The organism is Streptomyces sp. NPDC021115 (assembly GCF_044333065.1).
GTDB lineage: Bacteria > Actinomycetota > Actinomycetes > Streptomycetales > Streptomycetaceae > Streptomyces.
Genome location: NZ_JBIRQF010000013.1, coordinates 128788 through 149661 on the forward strand (window position 1 = coordinate 128788; position 20874 = coordinate 149661).

The 20874-nt window shown below is 70.9% G+C and carries 18 protein-coding genes and 1 pseudogene; 10 read left to right on the top strand and 9 right to left on the bottom strand.

Annotation, left to right across the window (positions count from 1 at the left end; genetic code table 11):
- Positions 1-23 precede the first annotated feature (23 nt).
- The 6 genes from ACH4TL_RS31995 to ACH4TL_RS32020 are packed head-to-tail and all read left to right on the top strand — an operon-like array spanning position 24 to position 6674.
- Entirely contained in the window at positions 24-1277 is a 1254-nt protein-coding gene (locus ACH4TL_RS31995; RefSeq protein ID WP_398325992.1) for a DUF4910 domain-containing protein, read from the top strand.
- On the top strand, positions 1274-2572 hold the full coding sequence (locus ACH4TL_RS32000; protein ID WP_398325721.1) for a hypothetical protein: 1299 nt from the start codon (positions 1274-1276) through the stop codon (positions 2570-2572). Before ACH4TL_RS31995 ends, ACH4TL_RS32000 begins: the two co-directional genes overlap by 4 nt.
- Positions 2569-3516: a glycosyltransferase family 2 protein gene (locus ACH4TL_RS32005; protein ID WP_398325724.1), complete on the top strand. Its 948-nt coding sequence runs from the start codon at positions 2569-2571 to the stop codon at positions 3514-3516. Before ACH4TL_RS32000 ends, ACH4TL_RS32005 begins: the two co-directional genes overlap by 4 nt.
- The gene (locus tag ACH4TL_RS32010; protein ID WP_398325727.1) at positions 3513-4775 is read left to right on the top strand and encodes a polysaccharide pyruvyl transferase family protein; all 1263 of its coding nucleotides are present in this window, start codon (positions 3513-3515) and stop codon (positions 4773-4775) included. The genes ACH4TL_RS32005 and ACH4TL_RS32010 overlap by 4 nt, the downstream gene beginning before the upstream one ends.
- Positions 4772-5323: a dTDP-4-dehydrorhamnose 3,5-epimerase gene (gene rfbC / locus ACH4TL_RS32015; RefSeq protein ID WP_398325730.1), complete on the top strand. Its 552-nt coding sequence runs from the start codon at positions 4772-4774 to the stop codon at positions 5321-5323. The genes ACH4TL_RS32010 and rfbC overlap by 4 nt, the downstream gene beginning before the upstream one ends.
- A 7-nt stretch (positions 5324-5330) precedes the next feature.
- Positions 5331-6674 carry a glutamate-1-semialdehyde 2,1-aminomutase gene (locus ACH4TL_RS32020; RefSeq protein WP_398325733.1) on the top strand — a complete coding sequence of 448 codons (1344 nt, stop codon included), beginning with the start codon at positions 5331-5333 and terminating at the stop codon, positions 6672-6674.
- Between the two features lie 7 nt (positions 6675-6681).
- Here the strand turns inward: ACH4TL_RS32020 and ACH4TL_RS32025 are convergent, their stop codons facing one another.
- From ACH4TL_RS32025 to ACH4TL_RS32035, 3 genes are all read right to left on the bottom strand, one after another.
- Positions 6682-7356, bottom strand: a complete 675-nt coding sequence (locus ACH4TL_RS32025) for a phosphatase PAP2 family protein (protein WP_398325995.1) — start codon at positions 7354-7356, stop codon at positions 6682-6684.
- Between the two features lie 70 nt (positions 7357-7426).
- Complete coding sequence (locus ACH4TL_RS32030; RefSeq protein ID WP_398325736.1) at positions 7427-7855, bottom strand: pyridoxamine 5'-phosphate oxidase family protein; 429 nt, start codon at positions 7853-7855, stop codon at positions 7427-7429.
- A 46-nt stretch (positions 7856-7901) separates the two neighbouring features.
- Positions 7902-8738 (bottom strand): NAD(P)H-binding protein, encoded by an 837-nt coding sequence (locus tag ACH4TL_RS32035; RefSeq protein WP_398325739.1) that lies wholly within the window; start codon positions 8736-8738, stop codon positions 7902-7904.
- A 95-nt stretch (positions 8739-8833) separates the two neighbouring features.
- Here ACH4TL_RS32035 and ACH4TL_RS32040 point away from each other — a divergent pair, with 95 nt between their 5' ends.
- Complete coding sequence (locus ACH4TL_RS32040) at positions 8834-9793, top strand: AraC family transcriptional regulator (RefSeq protein ID WP_398325741.1); 960 nt, start codon at positions 8834-8836, stop codon at positions 9791-9793.
- A 16-nt stretch (positions 9794-9809) separates the two neighbouring features.
- Here ACH4TL_RS32040 and ACH4TL_RS32045 read toward each other — a convergent pair whose 3' ends face one another.
- From ACH4TL_RS32045 to ACH4TL_RS32065, 5 genes and pseudogenes are all read right to left on the bottom strand, one after another.
- Positions 9810-10523: a ribonuclease H gene (locus tag ACH4TL_RS32045; protein WP_398325744.1), complete on the bottom strand. Its 714-nt coding sequence runs from the start codon at positions 10521-10523 to the stop codon at positions 9810-9812.
- Between the two features lie 62 nt (positions 10524-10585).
- Positions 10586-11647: pseudogene (locus tag ACH4TL_RS32050) on the bottom strand (polysaccharide lyase family 1 protein); the annotation flags it as partial.
- Between the two features lie 41 nt (positions 11648-11688).
- Entirely contained in the window at positions 11689-12915 is a 1227-nt protein-coding gene (locus tag ACH4TL_RS32055) for a right-handed parallel beta-helix repeat-containing protein (RefSeq protein ID WP_398325747.1), read from the bottom strand.
- A 197-nt stretch (positions 12916-13112) separates the two neighbouring features.
- A complete protein-coding gene (locus tag ACH4TL_RS32060; RefSeq protein WP_398325750.1) occupies positions 13113-13640 on the bottom strand; it encodes a DUF2231 domain-containing protein in 528 nt (175 codons plus the stop codon).
- 67 nt (positions 13641-13707) lie between these two features.
- Positions 13708-14442: a TetR/AcrR family transcriptional regulator gene (locus tag ACH4TL_RS32065; RefSeq protein ID WP_398325753.1), complete on the bottom strand. Its 735-nt coding sequence runs from the start codon at positions 14440-14442 to the stop codon at positions 13708-13710.
- Positions 14443-14610: 168 nt separating this feature from the next.
- On the opposite strand from ACH4TL_RS32065, the gene ACH4TL_RS32070 reads away from it, so the two are divergent.
- The 3 genes from ACH4TL_RS32070 (at position 14611) to ACH4TL_RS32080 (ending at position 19292) form a co-directional block, all read left to right on the top strand.
- Positions 14611-16104 (top strand): APC family permease, encoded by a 1494-nt coding sequence (locus ACH4TL_RS32070; RefSeq protein WP_398325756.1) that lies wholly within the window; start codon positions 14611-14613, stop codon positions 16102-16104.
- 55 nt (positions 16105-16159) lie between these two features.
- The gene (locus tag ACH4TL_RS32075; RefSeq protein ID WP_398325759.1) at positions 16160-17815 is read left to right on the top strand and encodes an amidohydrolase; all 1656 of its coding nucleotides are present in this window, start codon (positions 16160-16162) and stop codon (positions 17813-17815) included.
- A gap of 214 nt (positions 17816-18029) precedes the next feature.
- On the top strand, positions 18030-19292 hold the full coding sequence (locus tag ACH4TL_RS32080) for a YncE family protein (RefSeq protein ID WP_398325762.1): 1263 nt from the start codon (positions 18030-18032) through the stop codon (positions 19290-19292).
- A 204-nt stretch (positions 19293-19496) separates the two neighbouring features.
- Here ACH4TL_RS32080 and ACH4TL_RS32085 read toward each other — a convergent pair whose 3' ends face one another.
- Positions 19497-20624, bottom strand: a complete 1128-nt coding sequence (locus ACH4TL_RS32085; protein ID WP_398325765.1) for an alpha/beta hydrolase — start codon at positions 20622-20624, stop codon at positions 19497-19499.
- Between the last annotated feature and the right edge of the window lie 250 nt (positions 20625-20874).

Sequence of the window (20874 nt, forward strand, 5' to 3'; positions counted from 1 at the left end):
TAGAAGAAGGCGCCGGCGAGGAGATGCACGCGCTGGTGGAGCGGATGTACCCGCTCTGCCGGAGCATCACCGGCGACGGTGTGCGCGCCACCCTGGACATCGTCGGCGAGTACATCCCGCTCCAGGTGCACGAGGTGCCGACCGGGACGCAGGTGCTCGACTGGACGGTGCCGCAGGAGTGGAACATCCGGGACGCGTACGTCGTCGACGCCACCGGCAAGCGGGTCGTCGACTTCCGGGCGTCCAGCCTGCACGTCCTCGGCTACAGCGTGCCGGTGTCGCGGACCATGCCGCTGGCCGAGCTGCGCGGACACCTGCACACCCTGCCGGACCACCCGGCCTGGGTGCCGTACCGCACCAGCTACTACCAGCCGGAATGGGGGTTCTGCCTGGCCCAGGAGACCCTGGACGCGCTGCCGGACGGCGAGTACGAGGTGCGTATCGACTCCACCCTCGCCGACGGCCACCTCACCTACGCCGAGCACGTGGTCCCCGGTCAGGTGCCGGACGAGGTGATCGTCTCCTGCCACGTCTGCCACCCGTCGCTGGCCAACGACAACCTGGCCGGTATCGCGGTGGCGACGTTCCTGGCGCGGGCGCTGGCCGAGCAGACGCCGTACTACACCTACCGGTTCATCTTCGCGCCAGGCACCATCGGGGCGATCACCTGGCTTGCCCGCAACGCGGAGCGGGCCGACCGGGTAAAGCATGGGCTGGTGCTGGCCTGTGCCGGGGACCCCGGTTCATTGACGTACAAGCAGAGCAGGCGCGGCGACGCCGAGATCGACCGGGTGATGCGGCATGTGCTGACCGCCTCCGAACGCCCGCACCAGGTCAACGAGTTCACCCCCTACGGCTACGACGAGCGGCAGTACTGCTCGCCCGGGTTCGATCTCGGCGTGGGCTCGCTCACCCGGACCCCGTACGCGGGCTACCCCGAGTACCACACCTCGGCGGACGACCTGGACTTCGTCTCCCCGGAGGCGATGGAGGACACCCTCGCGGTCTGCCGCGAGGCGTTCGCCGTCCTCGACCGCAACCGGCGGTACGTCAACCTCAACCCCTACGGCGAACCACAGCTGGGCCGACGCGGGCTGTACGACGCGCTCGGCGGCCGCAGCGACACCAAGCAGGCCCAGATGGCCATGCTCTGGGTGCTCAACCTCTCCGACGGCGAGCACAGCCTGCTGGACGTCGCCGAGCGGTCCGGGCTGCCGTTCGACACCGTCGCCGCCGCGGCCGCCGCCCTGCACGGCGCCGGGCTGATCAAGGCATGACGCCGATGACCACCGAGGGGGAGAAGACGACGACGGGCCCACGGTCCGCCAAGCGGGCCCTCGTCGGGCGGCTGTCCTGGGGACTGGCCGACCAGGCGGCCTCCAGCATGTCCAACTTCGCGGTGGGCATCTACGTGGCCCGCTCGCTCGGCGTGACCGCGTTCGGTGTGTTCAGCCTGGCCTGGGTGACCTACGGCGTGGTGCTCAACGTCTCCCGCGGGCTGGCCACCGATCCGCTCGTGGTGCGCTTCAGCGGCGTGCCGGACGCGGCCTGGCGCGGGGCGGTGGCCCGGTCGACGGGTACCGCACTCGGCGTCGGTGCGGCCATCGGCGCGGCGTGTCTGGTGGTCGGGCCTGCCCTCGGCGGGCAGGTGGGGCCCGCGTTCGTCTGCCTCGGCGTCATGCTGCCGGGGCTGCTGCTCCAGGACGCCTGGCGGTTCTCCTTTTTCGCCGCGGGCACAGGGCGGAAGGCGTTCGTCAACGACGTCGTGTGGGGCGTGGCGCTCGTCCCGGCCATGGTCGTGGCGGCCCGCGTAGGCAGCGTGGCCGCGTTCGTCCTCGCCTGGGGCGCGTCCGCCACGGTGGCTGCGGGGTACGGCTACCTCCAGTCCGGCATCCGGCCCCGGGTGACCGGGGCACGCGAATGGCTTCGCGAGCAGCGCGACCTCGGCTACCGGTACCTGGTCGAGAACACCTGCCTCAGCGGCGCGAGCCAGCTGCGGGCGTACGGGCTCGGCGCGATCGTCGGGGTCGGCGCGGTGGGCGCGGTGCGCGGCGCCGAGTTGCTGCTCGGCCCGTTCCTCGCCGTGCTGATGGGCCTTTCGCTGGTCACCGTGCCGGAGGCGGCACGGGTGCTGCGGCGGACCCCGCACCGCCTCGGCGCGTTCTGCCTCCTGCTGGGCGGCGGGCAGGCCGTCGGCGCGCTGCTCTGGGGCGGGGCGCTGCTGCTGATGCCGGACCGGTTCGGCGCGTTCGTGCTCGGCGACGTCTGGCACTCCGCCGCACAGCTCATCGTGCCGATCACCCTCGGCGTCGCGGGCGCCGGTCTCGGCACCGGCGCGGCGGCCGGGCTGCGCGCGCTCGGCGCCGCCCGGCGCAGCCTGCGCTGCCAGCTGTTCGCCTCCGCCGCTTACGTCGGCGGCGGGCTCGGCGGGGCGGCCGTCGGCGGCACGGTCGGCTCGGCCTGGGGCGTCGCCGCCGCGACCGTCAGCGGCTCCGCCGTGTGGTGGCTGCACCTGCGGTCCGCCCTGCGCGAGCGCCACCACCACCCCATTCCCGAAGTGAGGACCCCATGAGCGCCCAACCCAGGCTGAGCATCGGCCTGCCCGTGTACAACGGCGAGGAGTACCTGGCCGAATCGCTCGACGCCCTGCTCGGCCAGACCTACGAGGACTTCGAGCTGGTCATCTCCGACAACGCCTCGACCGACGGGACCGAGGACATCTGCCGCAAGTACGCCGCGCAGGACACGCGCGTCCGGTACCTCCGGCTGCCCCGGAACGTCGGCGCCACGCCCAACCACAACTACGTGTTCACCCAGTGCCGCGGCGAGCTGTTCAAGTGGGCCTCGCACGACGACCTGTACGCGCGTGATCTGCTGCGGGCCTGCGTGGAGGCGCTGGACGAGCGGCCGGACGTGATCCTCGCCCACGCCGACCAGGCGGTCATCGACGGCGAAGGACAGGTGAAGGTCCCGTACGAGTACACGCTCGCCACCGACTCACCGCACCCCGCGGAGCGCTTCCGCAGCATGCTGTTCGAGCCCGGCGGTGACGACTTCTACGGGGTGATCCGGGCCGCCGCGCTGCGCCGGGTGCGGCCGATGGACAGCTACCACCACGCGGACCGCACGTTCGTCGCCGAGATCGCCCTGCACGGGCGCTTCCACCAGGTGCCGGAGCTGCTGTACTTCCGCCGCGACCACCCCACCCGCGCCGAGCGGGCGAACCCGTCCAAGCGCGCCCGGTGCGTCAACCTGGACCCGCGCCGGGCGGGCCCGCTGCACCCGACGCCCCGGCTGCTCGCCGAGTACGTCTGGGGCTTCGCCTCGGCGATCCGGCGGGCCCCGCTGTCGGCGGCCGACCGGCGCGCGTGCTACCGCCACCTGGCCGCGTGGATGACCAGCCGGGTCAGGCCGGGCGCCGGTGAGCGGGTCGAGGACCGCGCCCCGGTTGACCCGGCCAAGCTGACCGTCTCCGTCGACGCCCTCGTCGCCGGACGTGAGGGGAGGCGGGCATGAGGACGGCGACACGTGTGGGAGTGTTCGGCCTGCTCGGCTCCGGCAACCTCGGCAACGACGGATCGCTGGAAGCCCTGCTCGGATACCTCCGCGCCGAGCATCCGGACGCGGTCGTGGACGCGCTGTGCGGCGGACCCGAGGCGGTGACGGCCAAGTTCGGGATTCCCGCGACGCGGCTGCACTGGAACCGCGCGGAGTACCGGACCGCGTCGCGTGCGGGCGCGATCGCGTCGAAGGGTCTGGGCAAACTCGTCGATGTCTTCCGCACCGCCGCCTGGGTGCGTCGGCACGACGTGGTGATCGTGCCGGGCATGGGCGTCCTGGAGGCCACGCTGCCGCTGCGGCCGTGGGGCTTCCCGTACTCGCTGTTCCTGCTCTGCGCGAGCGGCCGGCTGCTGCGCACCCGGGTCGCGCTGGTCAGCGTAGGCGCCGCCGAGATCGGCAACCGGCCGACCCGGGCCCTGGTGCGCTGGTCGGCGCGGCTGGCCGCGTACCGCTCGTACCGGGACGCCCCGTCCCGCGACGCGATGCGGGCGATGGGCGTGGACACCGCGCGCGACGAGGTCTACCCGGACCTCGCGTTCGCCCTGCCGACGCCGGGGGAATGGGGTATCCCCTGCTCGGAGCTTGTCGGAGAGCTTGGGGAAACGTCCCCCTCGGGCGCGCCGGGACCGGTCTGCCTCGGCGTCATGGACTTCCACGGCGGCAACGACGACCGTGCCCGCGCCGAGGAGATCCACCGGCGCTACCTCGACGGGACGATCCGGTTCGTGCGCGCGCTGGTCGAGGACGGCAGGCCGGTCCGGCTGCTCACCGGCGACCAGTGCGATGTGCCGGTGGTCGGCGCGATCCTCGACGCGGTCGACTCACCGCTGGTCACCGCGGCCGAACCGGCCTCACTGGCCGACCTGATGAGCGAGATGGCGGCCGCCGACACCGTGGTGGCCGTCCGCTACCACAACCTGATCTGCGCGCTGAAGACCGGAACGCCCGTGCTCGCCCTCTGCTATGCGGCGAAGAGCGACGCGCTCATGGACCGGATGGGCCTCGGCGCGTACTGCCACCCGGCACGTGAGGTCGACGCCGACCGGCTGCTCGAACAGTTCCGGGACCTGGAGAAGCACGCGGCGGAGCTACGGCGGACCCTCACCGAGCGGAACCAGCTGGCCGCAGAGCAACTCGCCCAGCAGTTCAGCGACTTGACCACGGCCCTGTTCCCTGCGGCCGGCCACGCCCACGCCCTGCGGGAGGCTCCATGAAGGCGACCGAAGTCCCGCAGATCGCGGGCGCGTTCCTGTTCGAGCCGACGCCGTACGCCGACGAACGCGGCTTCTTCTGCCGCACCTTCGACGCCGACGTGGTCCGCTCGGTGGGCCTCGACCCGCACGCCTTCGTCCAGGACAGCGTGTCCCGCTCGGTCCGGGGCGTGCTGCGCGGCCTGCACCTGCGCTCCGGCGCCGGTGAGGCCAAGCTGGTGCGGTGCTCGTACGGGAGGATCTTCGACGTCGTCGTGGACCTGCGGCCGGACTCACCGACGTATCTGGGCCGCGCCTGCTACGAACTGTCCGGCGAGACGCAGGCGACCCTGTACATCCCGGCGGGCTGCGCGCACGGCTTCCAGGCGCTGACCGAAACCGCCGACACCTCGTACCGGATCGACCGCCCGCACGATCCCTCCGAGGACGTGACGATCGCCTACGACGACCCGGAGCTCGCCATTCCCTGGCCGTTGCCGGCCGTCTCGATGTCCCAGCGCGACCGGGAGGCGCCGAGCCTCGCCGAGGTCCTGAAGCACAAGGAAGGGTGAAGTCGGCTTGGCCACGGAACACACCGAAGAGAACGCGGATTTCCTCCTGCCGCGGTCAAGGGCGGCGAACGAGCGGCTGCACGCCATGATCCCCGGAGGCGCGCACACCTACGCCAAGGGCGACGACCAGTACCCCGAGAACCTGGCCCCGGTCATCAGCCACGGCCGCGGTGCCCACGTATGGGACGTCGACGGCAACCGCTACGTCGAGTACGGATCCGGCCTGCGGTCGGTCAGCCTCGGCCACGCCCACCCCCGCGTGACCGAGGCGGTGCGGCGGGAGCTCGACCGCGGCAGCAACTTCGTCCGGCCGTCCATCGTGGAGGTCGAGGCCGCGGAACGCTTCCTGGCAACGGTGCCGACCGCCGAGATGGTGAAGTTCGCGAAGAACGGCTCCGACGCCACCACCGCCGCGGTGCGCCTCGCCCGCGCCGCCACCGGGCGCCCGCGGGTGGCCATCTGCGCCGACCATCCGTTCTTCTCCGTCGACGACTGGTTCATCGGCACCACGCCGATGTCCGCGGGCATTCCGGCGGCGACCACCGAGCTCACCGTGGCGTTCCCGTACGGGGACCTGGCCGCCACGGAGGAACTGCTCACCCGGTACGAGGACGAGGTCGCCTGCCTGATCCTCGAACCCGCCTCCCACACCGAGCCGGCGCCCGGGTATCTCGCCGGGCTGCGCGAACTGGCCGACCGGCACGGCTGCGTACTGATCTTCGATGAGATGATCACCGGTTTCCGCTGGTCCGAGGCGGGCGCCCAGGGCCTGTACGGCGTCGTCCCCGACCTCTCCACGTTCGGCAAGGCGCTGGGCAACGGATTCGCCGTCTCCGCGCTGGCCGGGCGCCGCGAGCTGATGGAGCTGGGGGGCCTGCGCCACTCCGGCGACCGGGTGTTCCTGCTGTCCACCACCCACGGTGCGGAAACCCATGCGCTGGCCGCCGCGATGGCCGTGCAGACCACCTACGCCGAAGAGGGCATCACCGCGCGGCTGCACGCCCTCGGCGAGCGGCTGGCCGCCGGTGTCCGCGCCGCCGCGGCCGGTATGGGCGTCGGCGAGCACATCGTCGTACGGGGCCGGGCCAGCAACCTGGTCTTCGCCACCCTCGACGCGAACGGGCAGCCGTCGCAGCAGTACCGCACCCTGTTCCTGCGCCGCCTCCTCGCGGGCGGGGTGCTGGCCCCGTCGTTCGTGGTGAGCAGCGCGCTCAGTGACGCCGACATCGATCACACCGTCGAGGTGGTGGCCCAGGCGTGTGCGGTGTACCGGAAGGCGCTGGACGCCGGTGACCCCACCCCGTGGCTGGCCGGGCGACCGGTGAAACCCGTATTCCGCCGCTTGGCGTGACGTGACGTCAGCGACGCCCGCGCTGACGGGCGTCGGCCATCCGGTCGACCAGCCATGCGGTCGCCGGAGTCACCGCCAGCGCGGTGCACCAGCCGCCGAGGACATCGGTCGGATAGTGCGCGCCGAGGGCGACCTGCGCCCATCCCATCGCGGCACCGGCCACGAGCGCCGAGGCGAGCACGAGTGACGTACCTGCCGTCCTGCCGAGGCCGGACCGGCCGGTCGCGAGCAGCGCCCCGATGAGGGCGAGCGCGGTGAGGAAGGCGGTGTGCCCGCTCGGATAGGACAGGTTGCCTTCACCGTGGATGGTGCGTCCCACCAGATGCTTGAGCAGCGTCGCCGCCCCCACGCTCATGGCCGCACCGGCAACGACGAACACCGCCGCGCGAGGACGCCGAAGCAGCAGGCAGCCGGTCACAGCGGCCACGATCAGCGCCGCCGCTCCGGCGGGTTCCCCCAAGAAGTCCATGGCCAGCGCGACGCTTCTCCAGGGCGGCCGCACACTGTCCGCCGTCGGCCGGATGACCCACCTGTCCACGCTGCCGGGCACGCCGTGGCCCGCGTACAGGACCCCGAGCACGCCCACCACCAGCGCGGCGAGGGCCGCGATCGGTCCGAGCCACGTGTGCAACGCCCGGGGCAGCACCGGGTTCGGGCCGACTTCCAGGTCCGCTTCGGCCAGGCGATCCAAGGCGAGCCCCCCGTCGTGTCCGACCAGCCTCTCTTCGTCATCCTACTGGCTGTCGCAGGGGTCAATTCATGAAACGGCGTACGGTCTCCGGATAGATGACGAGACGCACCTGGTCCTCGGCCAGCATCCCGGCGAGGTCGTCGGCGCGGGCCGGGTCGTCGAGGTCCCAGTAGCGCGCGGCCAGTCGGGTGCACAGATCATGTGCTCCGTCGCGTTCCACCGTGATGCGACCGGCGACCGACAGCCAGCGCTCGCGTTCACCCACCGGGGCGGCGACCACGATCGAGGCGCGGGGATCGCGGCGCAGCCGCCGCACTTTGAGCGAGTCCGGGGCCGTGAACAGCTGGATCGTGCCCTCGGCAGTGGCCTCGAACCACACCGGCCGGGGCTGTGGCGGAAGTGGCCCCGCGGCCACGGACAGGAACCCGTGCAGGGGGCGTCGGAGGAATTCGAGGTCCTGGGCGGTCAGCGAACTGGCGTCGGTGTTCATCACAGCCCTTCCGGTAGGGGATTGGTTTTGGCCGCTGTCGGGGCGGTCATCCCCGCCAGGCTCCCGCCGCCGCGGCCCGCACGACGTAGTCCTCGAAGGTCCGGGGCGGCCGTCCCAGCACGGTGGCGAGGTCATCCGTCGTCGCGGCGATCACCCCGCGTTCCATCAGGACGAACATCTCGGCGACATGGTGGGCGGCGTCCTCGCTGAGGCCCTCCTCGACCAGCGTCGCGGCGTACTCGACAGGGGAGATCCGCCGGTAGGCGATGGGCCGTCCGGACGCCCGGGAGATCAGCTGGGTGGCCTCACCGAAGGTGAGCGCGCGCGGTCCGGTCAGCTCGTAGACCCGTCCGGCGTGCCGACCGGGCTCGGTCAGCACCGCGGCGGCGACGTCGGCCACGTCGTCCACGTCGATGAACGGCTCGGGAACCGCACCGGCCGGAAGCGCCAACTCCCCGGCGACCAGCGGGGCGTGGAAGACGTCCTCGTCGAAGTTCTGCGCGAAGTTCGACGGCCGCAGGACGGTCCACTCCAGCGCCGAGCCGCGCACGGCGTCCTCGGCCGACCGCATGTCCAGTCCGAACGCCGAGTCGCCCCAGGTGTCGGCGCCGCGCCCGGAGAGGAGGACCAGCCGCCGCACTCCGGCGGCCTCGGCCCGGGCCACGAACTCGTGCGCCGGGCCCGGCACGGGCGGCGCCACCACATAGGCGACGGCGATGTCCCGCAGGGCCGCGTCCCAGCCGCCGGGGTCGGACCAGTCGAACCGGGTCCGGCTCGACCGGGAGGCGGTACGCACCGGCGTGCCGCGCAGCCGCAACCGGGCGGCAACGCGTCGGCCCGTCTTGCCGGTTGCGCCGAGGACGAGAGTGGTGTCGTTGCTCATGACGCCGATTGAACACGGCCGGATCGGACGAACCCATAGGCGAGAAGCCGGATCGCCTGTGTATTCGTCCAACCTCTTCGTCTAACCTCGCTGAGATGGACGTGTTCAGTGACCTGATCCGCGGAGTGCGGGCCCACGGCTCGTTGTTCGGCAGCTCGACCCTGTCCCCGCCCTGGGCGCTGCACTTCGTGGACGGCGCGCCGCTGACCCTGTGCACCGTCCTCACCGGGTCGGGCTGGATCGTGCCGGAGCACGGTCCGCCCGAGCCGCTGCGCGCCCGCGAGACGATCGTCGTACGCGGCCCCGCCACGTTCACCTTCGTCGACGAGGCCGGCACCCGGGCCGAACCCCTCGCGTGCGGCGAGCACTGCGCGACGCCCGAGCAGGGCGGCACCCGGCACCGGCTCGGCTGGAACGACGACGGCGGGCACCCCGGTGACGACCGCGCCGGTGCGACGACCCTGATCGTCGGCGCGTACCCCGTGCGCGGCGAGATCAGCCGCCGCCTGCTGGACGCGCTGCCCGTCGTGCTGCGGGTGGACGCCGGGGACACGTCCGCCCCGGTGCTGGACCACCTCGCCGCCGAGGTCGCCCTCGACACCCCGGGCCAGCAGGTCGTGCTCGACCGGCTGCTGGACTGGATGCTGGTCTGCACGCTGCGCGAATGGTTCGACCGGCCCGGCGGCGAACCCCCGGCCTGGTGGGCCGCCCAGCGCGACCCGGTGGTCGGCCACGCGCTGCGCCTGCTCCACGCCGAACCGGCGGCCTCCTGGACGGTCGCCACGCTGGCCGAGCACACCAGAGTGTCGCGCTCAACGCTGGCCAAACGGTTCGCCGACCTGGTCGGCGAACCGCCGCTGACCTACCTCACCCGCTGGCGCATGACACTCGCGGCAGACCTCCTGATCGAGCGGGAGACCGCGACCGTCGCGGACATCGCCGGGACCGTGGGGTACTCCGACCCGTTCGGGTTCAGCGCGGCGTTCAAACGGGTCCGAGGCATCAACCCGAGCGAGTTCCGACGCACCGCGACCACTGCCTGCGGTCGGAGGTGACCCGCCTGCCGGTGTCCTATCCGGCGGTATTGGACTGGGGCACGCAGGTGGGGTGGCCCCAGCCGTCAGGGTTCTTCGCGATGAGCTCGCCCTTCGCGTAGGGCTGGCCGCAGCGGCACCGGCCGGGGAATTTCGCCTTGATCGAACCACCGCTCGGGCGGGCGGTCTTCGCTCGCCCCTTGGCCGCCGTCTGCGGGCGCGACGGTCGGCCGCGGCCGGCTGAGCGGGTGGCTGTCTGGGGCTCCGGCGGCGGCAGCGCGGATCCGAGCGAGGTTCCGGCGGCCTGCTGGGTGCGGGCCGTGTGGCTGGCGGCGCGGTCCGCGGCGGCGTTGAAGGGGTCGCCGTCGACCTGGTGCGCGGGGACGTAGACGAAGTCGACGGTGCGGCCGTTCAGCAGTTCGTCGATGCGCACCACGAGGTCCCGGTTGGCCACCGGTGAGCCGGAGGCGGTCTTCCATCCCTTCTTTCGCCACCCCGGCAGCCAGGTGGTGACGGCCTTCATCGCGTACTGGGAGTCCATGCGCACCTGTAGCGGCAGGGACGGATCGGTGGTCTCCAGCAGCTTTTGCAATGCGGTCAGTTCGGCCACATTGTTGGTGGCGGTGCCCAGGGGACCGGCTTCCCAGCGGTCCACCTCGTTCCCGGCGCCTGCGATGACCCATGCCCAGGCCGCGGGCCCGGGGTTCCCCTTGGACGCGCCGTCACACGCGGCGATGATCTGTTCAGCCATGCCCCGATACTGTCATCGCTTCCCTCGTGCCCGCTCCCAGCTCCGCGTGCGGGGGTCTACGACGAGCAGGTGCCGTCCGACACCCGCAGGCCCTTGTCGGCGCCGGCCGTCCGGCTCACGATGCCCGGCACGCAGGCGGCCGGGTCGAGGCTGTAGGAGTAGGGGATGCCGACCGTGGTGTTGGACTGCGGGACGGGCCCGGCCGGGTGGTTCTCGCTGCCGGGCTTGGACCAGGTCACGTTGTCGAAGACGTTGCCGCCGACCTGCCAGTAACCGGCCACGTCGGTGTAGAAGGTGCCCAGGACGTCCTTGGAGTCCTCGAAGTAGTTGTTGTCCACCTTGGCGCGGGCTCCGGCGCGGGAGTTGATGCCGGACTCGTTGAGGCTCACGTAGTGGTTGTTGTACATGTGGGCGATTCCGCCACGCAGCAGGGGCGCGCGGGAGTCGATGTTCTCGTACCGGTTGTGGTGGTACGTGATGAAGCCGTTCGAGCGGTCGTCCTCGCTGTTCCCGACGAGACCGCCGCGGCCGGAGTTGCGCAGGACGCTGTACGAGAGGGTCACGTACTGGGTGTTGTCCTTGAGGTCGAAGAGGCCGTCGTACCCCTGCGCCTCCCCGCCCGACGCCTCCAGGGTGGTGTGATCGATCCACACGTTGCGGACGTTGCGCTCCATGCCGATGGCGTCACCGCCGTTGGACGTGGGGGAGCCCGACTTCTTGACGTTCTTGACGGTCACGTTCTGGACGATGATGTTGCTGGCCTCACGGAGGTGGATGCCCAGCTGGTCGAAGACGGCGCCGTTGCCGACTCCGATGATCGTGACGTTGCTGACCTTCTTGAGCTCGATCACCCCGTCGGCGGTGTCGCAGCTCTTGCCGGACACCTTCTGGGTGTTGCCGTGATTGATGGTCCCCTGGACCTCGATGGTGATCGGCGTGCTGCTGCTCGCCCGGTTGCACAGGGCCGTATGGATCGCGGTTCCCGTGGTGGCCCGGACCGTCTGCCCGCCCGCTCCGCCGGTGGTCCCGCCGTTCTGGGTGGCGTATCCGGTGGCGCCACCGGCCGCCGCCGATGCCGCGGGCACCGGGAGAAGCGCACCGGCCGCGGTCCCGAGGGCCACCATGGCGAGCGTCGTACGGAGTCGCACCGCGCGTTGCCGCCCGCTCACAGCGTCACCACCTTGCCGCCGAGGGTCACGACGAGGCGGCCGTCCCCGGCGTAGGACCAGCCCAGGGCACCGGCGTAGGAGGAGCAGCGCGATCCGTTCGAGCCGAGCCAGAACTGGTTCGAGGTGTCGGCGTCGCCGACGACCTTGTCGTTCGAGCCGCTGCCGCTGCGGCACGAGGCGTTGTTCCGGAACACCGAACTTCCCTTGTCGAAGGAGAAGTTGCGCTCGACGTTGTCGATGCCGACGTTGTCGGAGACGGCCATCGTGCCGGGGTTGCTGTTGTAGGTGAAACCGTGGTGGCCGTTCTTGTAGGCGATGTTGTGCCGGACCGTGTGGTTGACCTTGATGTCCGAGCCGCCGAGCTTGTAGCCGTTGCGGTCGCCGTTCTTGTTCTGGGTGCCGTCGCTGAGGGTGCCGTTGCCGTAGGAGAGGGAGTACTCGATGGTCACCGGTCCGATGGCGCCGGTGTCGGTCTTGGTGTAGAGGTCCCAGCCGTCGTCGATGTTGTTGTGGGCCACGTCGTAGCGGAAGACGTTGCCGGTGCCGGTGGTGAGCTTCGCGGCGAAGCCGTCGGCGTTCTCGCCGCCGGAGTCCTTGTTGTCGTGCGACTCCGAGCTGACGATCAGGTTGTTGGACGGCCACTGGGACGTGGGGGTGCTGCTGGCGATCCGGCCGAGTTGCAGCCCCGTGTCGCGGTTGTACGCCGTCACCGTGCGCTCGACGACGTTGTTGCTGCCGCCGACGTAGATGCCGTTGTCCCCGGCGTGCTGGACGGTGAGCCCGTACAGACGCCAGTAGTCGGCGTTCAGCTGAATGCCCCGGTTGGACGAACTCTCGCTCTGCGCCGAGAAGTCCAGCACCGGAGTCTCGCCCGGGTAGGCGGACAGGGTGGTGCGGGCGCTGGAGGTTCCGTTGCTGCCGACGGGGATCGTGACGGTGGAGGAGTACTTGTACGTCCCGCCGCGCAGGTAGATCGTCCCGCCGGACGAGATGCGGCTGATCGCCGAGGTGAGCGTGGTCGGGGCGGACTGCGTTCCGGCCGCGCTGTCCTTGCCGTCCGGCGCGACGTAGAGGACGGTGCTCGCGGCCTTCACGGCGCTCACGTTCGCGGGCGTGGCGCCGTGTTCGCCGTGAACGGAAACGGCCTGCGCCGTGGTGCCGGACAGCGTGATGAGCACGCCTGCCAGTAAGCCGATCGATGCTGTTGCGGCTCTCGATTGCATCGCCTGTCTCCAGATTCTTCGGTTGCGGGGGTCTGGGCCTTCCGGCCGGGCGGTGCTGTTCGGAGTGCTGAACTGAGCGGGCTGACACAGCGCGGAGAAAGCGCTTTCTGAGACGTTAGGAATGTGTCGTGACTGCGTCAATACGGCGGTCATCTGAAATCTGTTCAGCAGAGCGAACGCGAGGGCGCGGCGGTGTGTCAGCCCTTGTCGCCGTCGCCGTCGCCGCCGCCCGACGAGGTCGTGGAGAATTGGCCGTGCCACGCGGCCTTGGCCCCGGAGTCGCCGATGCGGTAGACGTCCACGACGGCTCCCGCGGCCACGGCGACCGACAGAACCGCGGCCGCGATGCGCAGCGGTGCGGTCGACCTGCCGGTGCCGCCCGGCGTGCCGGATCCGGAGGCGGCGGCCCGGCGGGCCGTCCACCACACGAGGGTGGCCAGGACGAAGAGGCCCCCGACCCAGGGGAGCAGACCGTCGCCGAGTTCGGTGTGCCGGCGCACCAGGGCGTTGCTGTCGACGTGCTCCTCCAGCCACTCCCCGGCCTGCGTGGTGAACGGCACGATCGCGAGCGTGACCAGGGCGAGCAGTGGCAGCACCACGCCGAGCCGTTGTGCCGCCTTCGGCCGGATGGCGCAGACAACCAGGGCCAGTGCTGTCAGGGGAACGAGCACGACGACGAAGTGCACGAACAGAACGTGCGCGGGCAGGCCGTTGATCAGGCTCATCGGTGGCTCTCCAGCGGTTCGGCCATGAGGGCGGCGGTCGGGCGCGTCAGCCTGGCACAGGAAGTTCTCAGTTTCCTCTGAGAGCCGTCTGCGCCCCCGGACGGGCGGGGGCCTGGGCCGCGAGGGCGGACAGCATCAGTTCGAGGGCGGGTTCGAAGGAGCTTTCCGCCAGCGCGTGCAGGTTCTCACGTATGGCGGCCAGCAGCGGATAGGTCTCGGCGGACACCGACTGATACGCCCGGGTGGATGCCTGGCTGTCGCCCTCCCGTTGGGCGGGAGGCAGTGCGAGGGCGGCCGCGTCCAGGGCGGCGTGGCCGAGGACGGTGTCGATGAAGGCCAGATAGAGGCGGAGGGCGCGGGCGGGCTCGAAGCCCGCCCGTACCAGGATGCCGACACCGGTCTCGACCGCCCGGAACTCGTTCTCCCGGCGGGTCACCCGGTGCGAGGCCAGCACCGCGGCGCGCGGATGGGTGCGGTAGGAGTCGCGGACCCGCAGGGCCATCTCCCGCAGCGAGGCCACCCAGTCCGGGCCGGGGGCGAAGCCCTCCATCGAATCGCCGATGATCCGGTCGGCGACGGTGAGCAGCAGATCGTCGGTGTTGTGGAAGTAGCGGTAGACCGCGCTCGGATCGCAGCCCAGGGCCGCGCCGAGGCGGCGCACGCTGAGCGCCTCCGGGCCGTGTTCGCCGATCAGGCGGAGCGCGCAGTCGACGATCAGCTCGGCGGACAGCAGCGTGCCCGAGCGGGTGGGCCGGCGCCGTCTGCGCTCATGAGAGACCCGGTCTCCCGCCCCACCGGCCATGGTGAACCCCTCTCTGCCGCCGTGTCGCTGGTGTTCAGCCGTTGTTCCAGGCAGTGAAGGGCGCCCGCGGTCTTATGTCAACACCATTGACGCAAGACGGGCGGCCGTTGTTCGATGCGCGGCATCCGTACGGCTCTTCCCCGTCCCTCCTTCCGTGAGGAGCCCGTCATGTCCCAGCACCCCGCCGAGCTGCGCCGTTCGCTCGGCGTCGTCGACGGCGTCGCCATCGCCGCTTCCAGTACGGCGGCCACCACCAGCATCGCCATCGGCATGGGCACGCTCGCCGCGACCGTCGGGCTCCAGGCCCCCGTCCTCCTGCTGCTGGCCTTCCTGCCCATGCTCGGCATCGCCTGCGCGTACGCCCGGCTCAACCGGTCCGAGCCGAACTGCGGCAGCGGCTATGTGTGGGTCGGCACCTCCCTCGGGCCCTGGCCGGGCTTCCTCACCGGCTGGGTCAACGTCGTCGGTGTGATCGTCTTCCTGGCGTACACCAGCGCCGTCACCGGTTCGGTGATCGTCCAGTTCGTCAACAAGGCGCATGTCAGCAGCGTCGCCGGGATCGCGCTGGACCCGAACTCGACCGCCACGAGCACCGTCATCGGGCTGGTGGTCCTCACCGCCGTGACCGCCATGGCCGTCACCGGGGTGCGCAGCGCCACCCGCTTGCAGGCGGGCCTGCTGATCTTCGAATACGCCGTACTGCTGACCTTCTGCGGCTGGGCCCTGATCACCGGTGAGCACGAGCTGTCGCTGTCGTGGTTCGACCCCTTCGCGATCGGGAGCGGCACGGCGTTCGCCCAGGGCCTGGTCCTGGCGGTGTTCTTCTTCTGGGGCTGGGACGCGGCGTTCAGCCTCACCGAGGAGACCAAGGATGTCGGCAACCCGGCCCGCGGCGGCTTCATCGCCCTCTTCGCCATGCTCGGCCTGTTCCTCTTCGCCTCGGTCGCCTTCCAGCGGGAGATGAGCCTGCCCGAGCTGATCCGCAACGGCCCGCAGGCGCTTCCGTATCTGGGCGCGAAGCTGGCCGCCGAACCGTGGGCCAGCGTGCCGCTGCTCGCCCTGGTGTTCTCGGCCGTGGCCTCCGTCCAGTCGTCGGTCATTCCCACCGCGCGCGGGCTGCTGGCCATGGGCCGGGACCGCACGATGGGGCCGGTGTGGACCCGTGTCCACCCCCGGTACGGAACACCGGCGATCGGCACCGTCCTCGTCATGGCCGTCGCGACCGCCGTCGCCCTGCTCGCCCTGGCCATCCCCAAGCTGAACGACATGATCCTGGCGGCCGTGAACTCCATCGGACTCGTCGTCGCCCTCTATTACGGCCTGACGGCGATCGCCTGCGCCGTGCGCTTCCGCTCCGCCCTCCGCGCGGGGGTGCGCGAGGCGCTGCTCGCGGTGGGGATACCAGCCGCCTCCGGGCTGGCGCTGTTCGCCATCGGCGGCTATCTCGGCTACTCGTACCTCACCGGGGCCGACCACTTCGAACTCAGCCCGGACAACGGGTGGTTCATGTTCTCCCTGCCCTGCGCGATCGTGGCCTCCGGCCTGGCCATGGCCGCATGGGCCAAGTACCGGCGGCGCTCGCCGTACTTCGTCACCGGGCGCGGCACGGACGGGGAGCGGCTGCGGCTGCCGGTGGACCACCCTGCCGGGACCGCTTCCTGATCCTTGTTCCCTCCTGCCCTTGCATGACCAACCACCGATCCCTGGAGTGCGTCTGATGTCCGACACCACCGCCGATCTCGTCTTCACCGGTGGCCCGGTGCACACCGTCGATCCGGCGCGCGGCCGCGCCACCGCCCTCGCGGTACGCGGGGAGCGTGTCATCGCCGTCGGCCGGGAGGAGGTGCGCGAACTGATCGGTCCCGGCACCGAGGTGGTGGACCTCGCCGGGCGGCTGCTGCTGCCCGGCTTCCAGGACGCCCATGTCCATCCGCTGGGCGCCGGTATCGAACTCGGACAGTGCCATCTCGGGGACTCCACCGACGCGCGGGAGTATCTGCGGCGGGTGGCCGCCTACGCCGATCAGCACCGGGACCTCGGGTGGATCACCGGTGGCGGCTGGTCCATGGAAGCCTTCCCCGGTGGCACGCCGACGGCCGCGATGCTCGACGCGATCGTCCCCGACCGGCCGGTCTATCTGCCCAACCGCGACCACCACGGCGCCTGGGTCAACACCCGCGCCCTCCAGCTCGCGGGGATCGGCGCCGGTACCCCCGATCCCGTGGACGGCCGGATCGAGCGGGACGAGCGCGGCAACCCCACCGGCATGCTCCAGGAGGGCGCGGCCTCCCTGGTCGGCACGCTGCTGCCCGAGGTCACCCTCGCCGAGCAGACCGCCGCGCTGCTGCGCGCCCAGTCCGTACTGCACGCATTCGGGGTGACCGCCTGGCAGGACGCCATCGTGGGCTCGTACGCCAATATGGCCGACCCGACGCCCGCGTACCACGCCGCCCTTGACGACGGCCTGCTCACCGCGCGGGTGGTCGGCGCGCTGTGGTGGGACCGGGCGCGGGGCGCCGAGCAGATCCCGGAGCTGCTCGCCCGCCGGGAGGCGACCGAGCGCGGCCGGGCGCTGCGCGCCACGACCGTGAAGATCATGCAGGACGGGGTCGCAGAGAACCACACCGCGGCGATGCTCGGCCCCTATCTCACCGGCTGCGGCTGTGCCTCCGACAACTCCGGCATCAGCTTCGTCGATCCGGGGGAGCTGAAGAGCCACGTCACCGCGCTGGACGCCCACGGCTTCCAGGTCCACTTCCACGCGCTCGGCGATCGGGCCGTACGGGAGGCGCTGGACGCGGTGGAGGCCGCGCGGACCGCCAACGGCCACCGTGACACCCGCCCCCATCTGGCACATCTCCAGGTGGTCCACCCAGCCGACATCCCGCGCTTCCGCACGCTCGGCGCCACCGCCAACATCCAGCCCCTGTGGGCCGCGCACGAGCCCCAGATGGACGAGTTGACGCTGCCCTTCCTCAGCGCCGAGCGCGGTGGATGGCAGTACCCCTTCGGCGGGCTGCTGCGGGCCGGGGCCACGCTCGCCGCGGGCAGCGACTGGCCGGTCAGCAGCCCGGACCCACTGGCAGGCATCCATGTCGCGGTCAACCGCCGCCTGCCGGACGCCCCCGAGGGCACCGCGCCCTTCCTTCCCGAGCAGCGCATCGGCCTGGAGGCGGCCGTCGCCGCGTACACCGCGGGCAGCGCGTACGTGAACCACGCGGACGACACGGGCACCATCGCCCCCGGCCGCCTCGCCGACCTGGTCGTCCTCGACCGCGACCCCTTCGACGGGCCTCCCGAGCAGATCGCCGACTGCCGGGTGCTCCAGACCTTCGTGGGGGGTGAGCGGGTCCACGCGGCGGCCGATGCGTGACTCCCGTCTTCCGCGACCGCGACCCCGGTTGACGCCGGGCGCCGCGCGTGATCGGTCACTCGACGCCGACGCGTTGCGTACCGCCCCCCGGGTGTGGAAGTTGAGTGGCTGTCATTTTTTGTCGTCAGAACTCTTGTGAGAGGTATCCACCTTCATTACTTTCCAGTAGGTGGCGCCCCGACGATGACAGACCCCCGCTTCGAATGGAGTGACCATGCCTTCCGAGCACCGTGGCTCCACCCGGATGGTTCTCTCTCTCGCCGCTTCCGTTGCGCTGGCCGTGACCGGTACCACGGCGGTGAGTGCCTCCGCGCAGGCCGATGCGGCCGGCCTGCGGGAGGTGATGTTCGTGGGCAACAACTGGGACGGCACCGCCGACGTCATCAAGTCCAGCGGTGACCTGGCCAGGATCGGCCGGATCAACGTCATACCGGACAAGGACCAGCGGCTCACCGAGATCTACCTCAACCCCATCAAGCTCGCCTTCTTCCTGGGGATCCGGCTGGGGCCTGGGGAGGGGCACGACCAGTTCGTGGACGACATGTACTCGACCCCGGACGGCTCGTCCATCGTCGTCTCCCGGCCCAGCTTCGCCGACGTGGTGTCGATCGACGTCGCGACGGGCAAAATCAACTGGCGCTTTCCCGTGTCGGGATTCCGCGCGGACCACATGGCCGTGTCGCCCGACGGCAAACGCGTGGCGGTGTCGGCTTCGACGTCGAATACGGTGCACGTCCTCGACATCGAGACGGGTGAGCAACTCGGTTCGTTCTCCGCTGGTGACAAGCCTCATGAGAACGTCTTCACCGATGGCGGCAAGTACCTGTGGAACATGTCGATCGGCGAGGTCAACACCGCCCTGGACGATCCGTCGATGGACTGGACGAAGGGTGACCGGCGCATCACCGTGGTCGACACGACCACGTACCGGCAGGTCAAGGTCATCGACATGCGAGAACGGCTCGACGCCTTTGGCCGCAAGGACCTGTCCGATGCCGTCCGGCCCGTCGCCTTCACTCCCGACGAGTCCAAGCTCTACTTCCAGGTCTCCTTCTTCAACGGGTTCCTGGAGTACGACGTGGCCAAGGACAAGATCACCCGCGCGAAGACCCTCCCGAAGAATCCGGCGACCAGCGAGGACCGCACCACCTGGGTCAACGACTCCCGCCACCACGGCTTGTCGATGAGCCCCGACGGCAAGAAGCTGTGCGTGGCCGGGACGATGGACGACTACGCGACCGTCGTCGACCGGGAATCACTTCAGGAAGGCCCCCTGGTGCCGACCTCGAAGCCGTACTGGGCGACGGTGAGCGGCGACGGAACCTCCTGCGTCGTCTCCGAGAGCGGTGCCGACCGGGTCACCGCGATCGACTTCGCGACGGGCGAGAAGACCGCGTCCGTCGCGGTCGGCGACCACCCGCAGCGGGTGCGCATCGGTCATGTGGCAGCCGACTGGACCGGACCGTCGACCTCGTAAGGCTCGTCCGTGATGTCGTAACAGAACATCCGGATGGCGACACCGTCGAGGCACACCGCCTGCTGGGAGAGGGCCGGACCATCGGCAAGATCCTGCTCCCGACCGGCAGCTGACCCGTACCACGCGAATCCCGAGAGGCCGCCTCTGCCGTGGGGGCTCCCCGACAGGCCGTTGGCGGTACCGGCCTGTCGGGGCGCTTCCGACTCAGGCGAGGTTCTTGGTGAAGAACGCGTCGAGCCTGCCGAAGGGGATGAGGTCCTTGCGGTCGTACAGGTCGACGTGGTCCGCGCCCGGGACGATCACGAGGTCGACGGTGTCGGGGGCCGTCGCCTGGACGTCCTCGGAGTAGTAGCGGGAGTGCGCGTCGGCGCCGGCCACCAGGAGCGCCTTGCGGGGCGCCAGCATGTCGATGTTCGTCATCAGCCGGAAGGCGAAGAACGACATCGGCGTGGTCCCGGTCCACGCGGTGGTGGAGTTGATCGAGCGCGGATGGTAGCCGCGCTCGGTGCGGTAGTAGTCGAAGAAAATCTTCGTGATCGGGTCGGCGTCCGCCGGGAGGGTCTTGGGCAGGACGCGGCTCGAGGGGGCGACGTTGCCGCTCTCGTCGAAGGGGACCTCGTGGGAGAGCCGCGCGTAGGTGCCGTTCTCGGCGTCGATCCAGCGCTGCCGGCTGAGGTGGTCCACGACCTTCTGGCGCTGCTCATGCGTGTAGTAGTCCTCGTGGCCGCGGGACATGCTGCGGGACATGTCGTACATCGAGGCCGTGGCGACCGCCTTGATACGGCTGTCCGCGGCCGCCGCGGTGAGCGCCATACCGCTCAAGCCGCAGACGGCCTGCGCGCCGATCCGCTCGCGGTCGACGATCTTCTGCAGGCCGAGGAAGTCGACGGCGGCGCTGTAGTCCTCGGTGCAGATGTCGGGCGAGGCCACGTCGCGGACCCTGCCGCCGCTCTCCCCGGTGAAGGAGGGGTCGAAGGCGAGGGCGACGTAGCCGCGGCGGGCGAACTCGTTGGCGTAGAGCCCCGAGGACTGTTCCTTGACCGCGCCGAAGGGGCCGCTGACCGCCAGGGCGGGCAGCTTGCCCCTGGCGTTCTTCGGCACGTAGAGGTCCGCGGCGACCTCGATGCCGTAGCGGTTCTTGAACCGCACCGAGGTCCGCTTGACGCTCTTGTCCAGCGCGAAGGTGTAGCCGCCCTTTGCCGTGGCCTTGTCCTGTCCCGTGGCGCCCGCGGTGCGGCCGGTTTCCGCACCGAAGGAGGGCGGAGCCGTGAAGGAGGCGGCGGTGGCGGTGCCGGTGGCGGCGATCAGTCCGAGCGCTTTGCGACGTTCCATGGAGTGGACCTCATAGTCGATCGGCGGAGGAAGGCGCGACGGTCTGTGGTGTCGTGACCGAGGCTCGATCACAGGAAACCGCTTTTGCGCCAGGCGTGGCAGGTCGGGTTTATGGGGGGACAAGCTCGACCCCCACCCCGTGGGGTGTGACGCACAGCTCGGCTCGCCGTGCCGCTCGCGCGGCGGCACGGTCGCTCCGCGCATCATCACGCGCTATCCCGTCATCACGCGCTATCCCGGCGATCTCGTG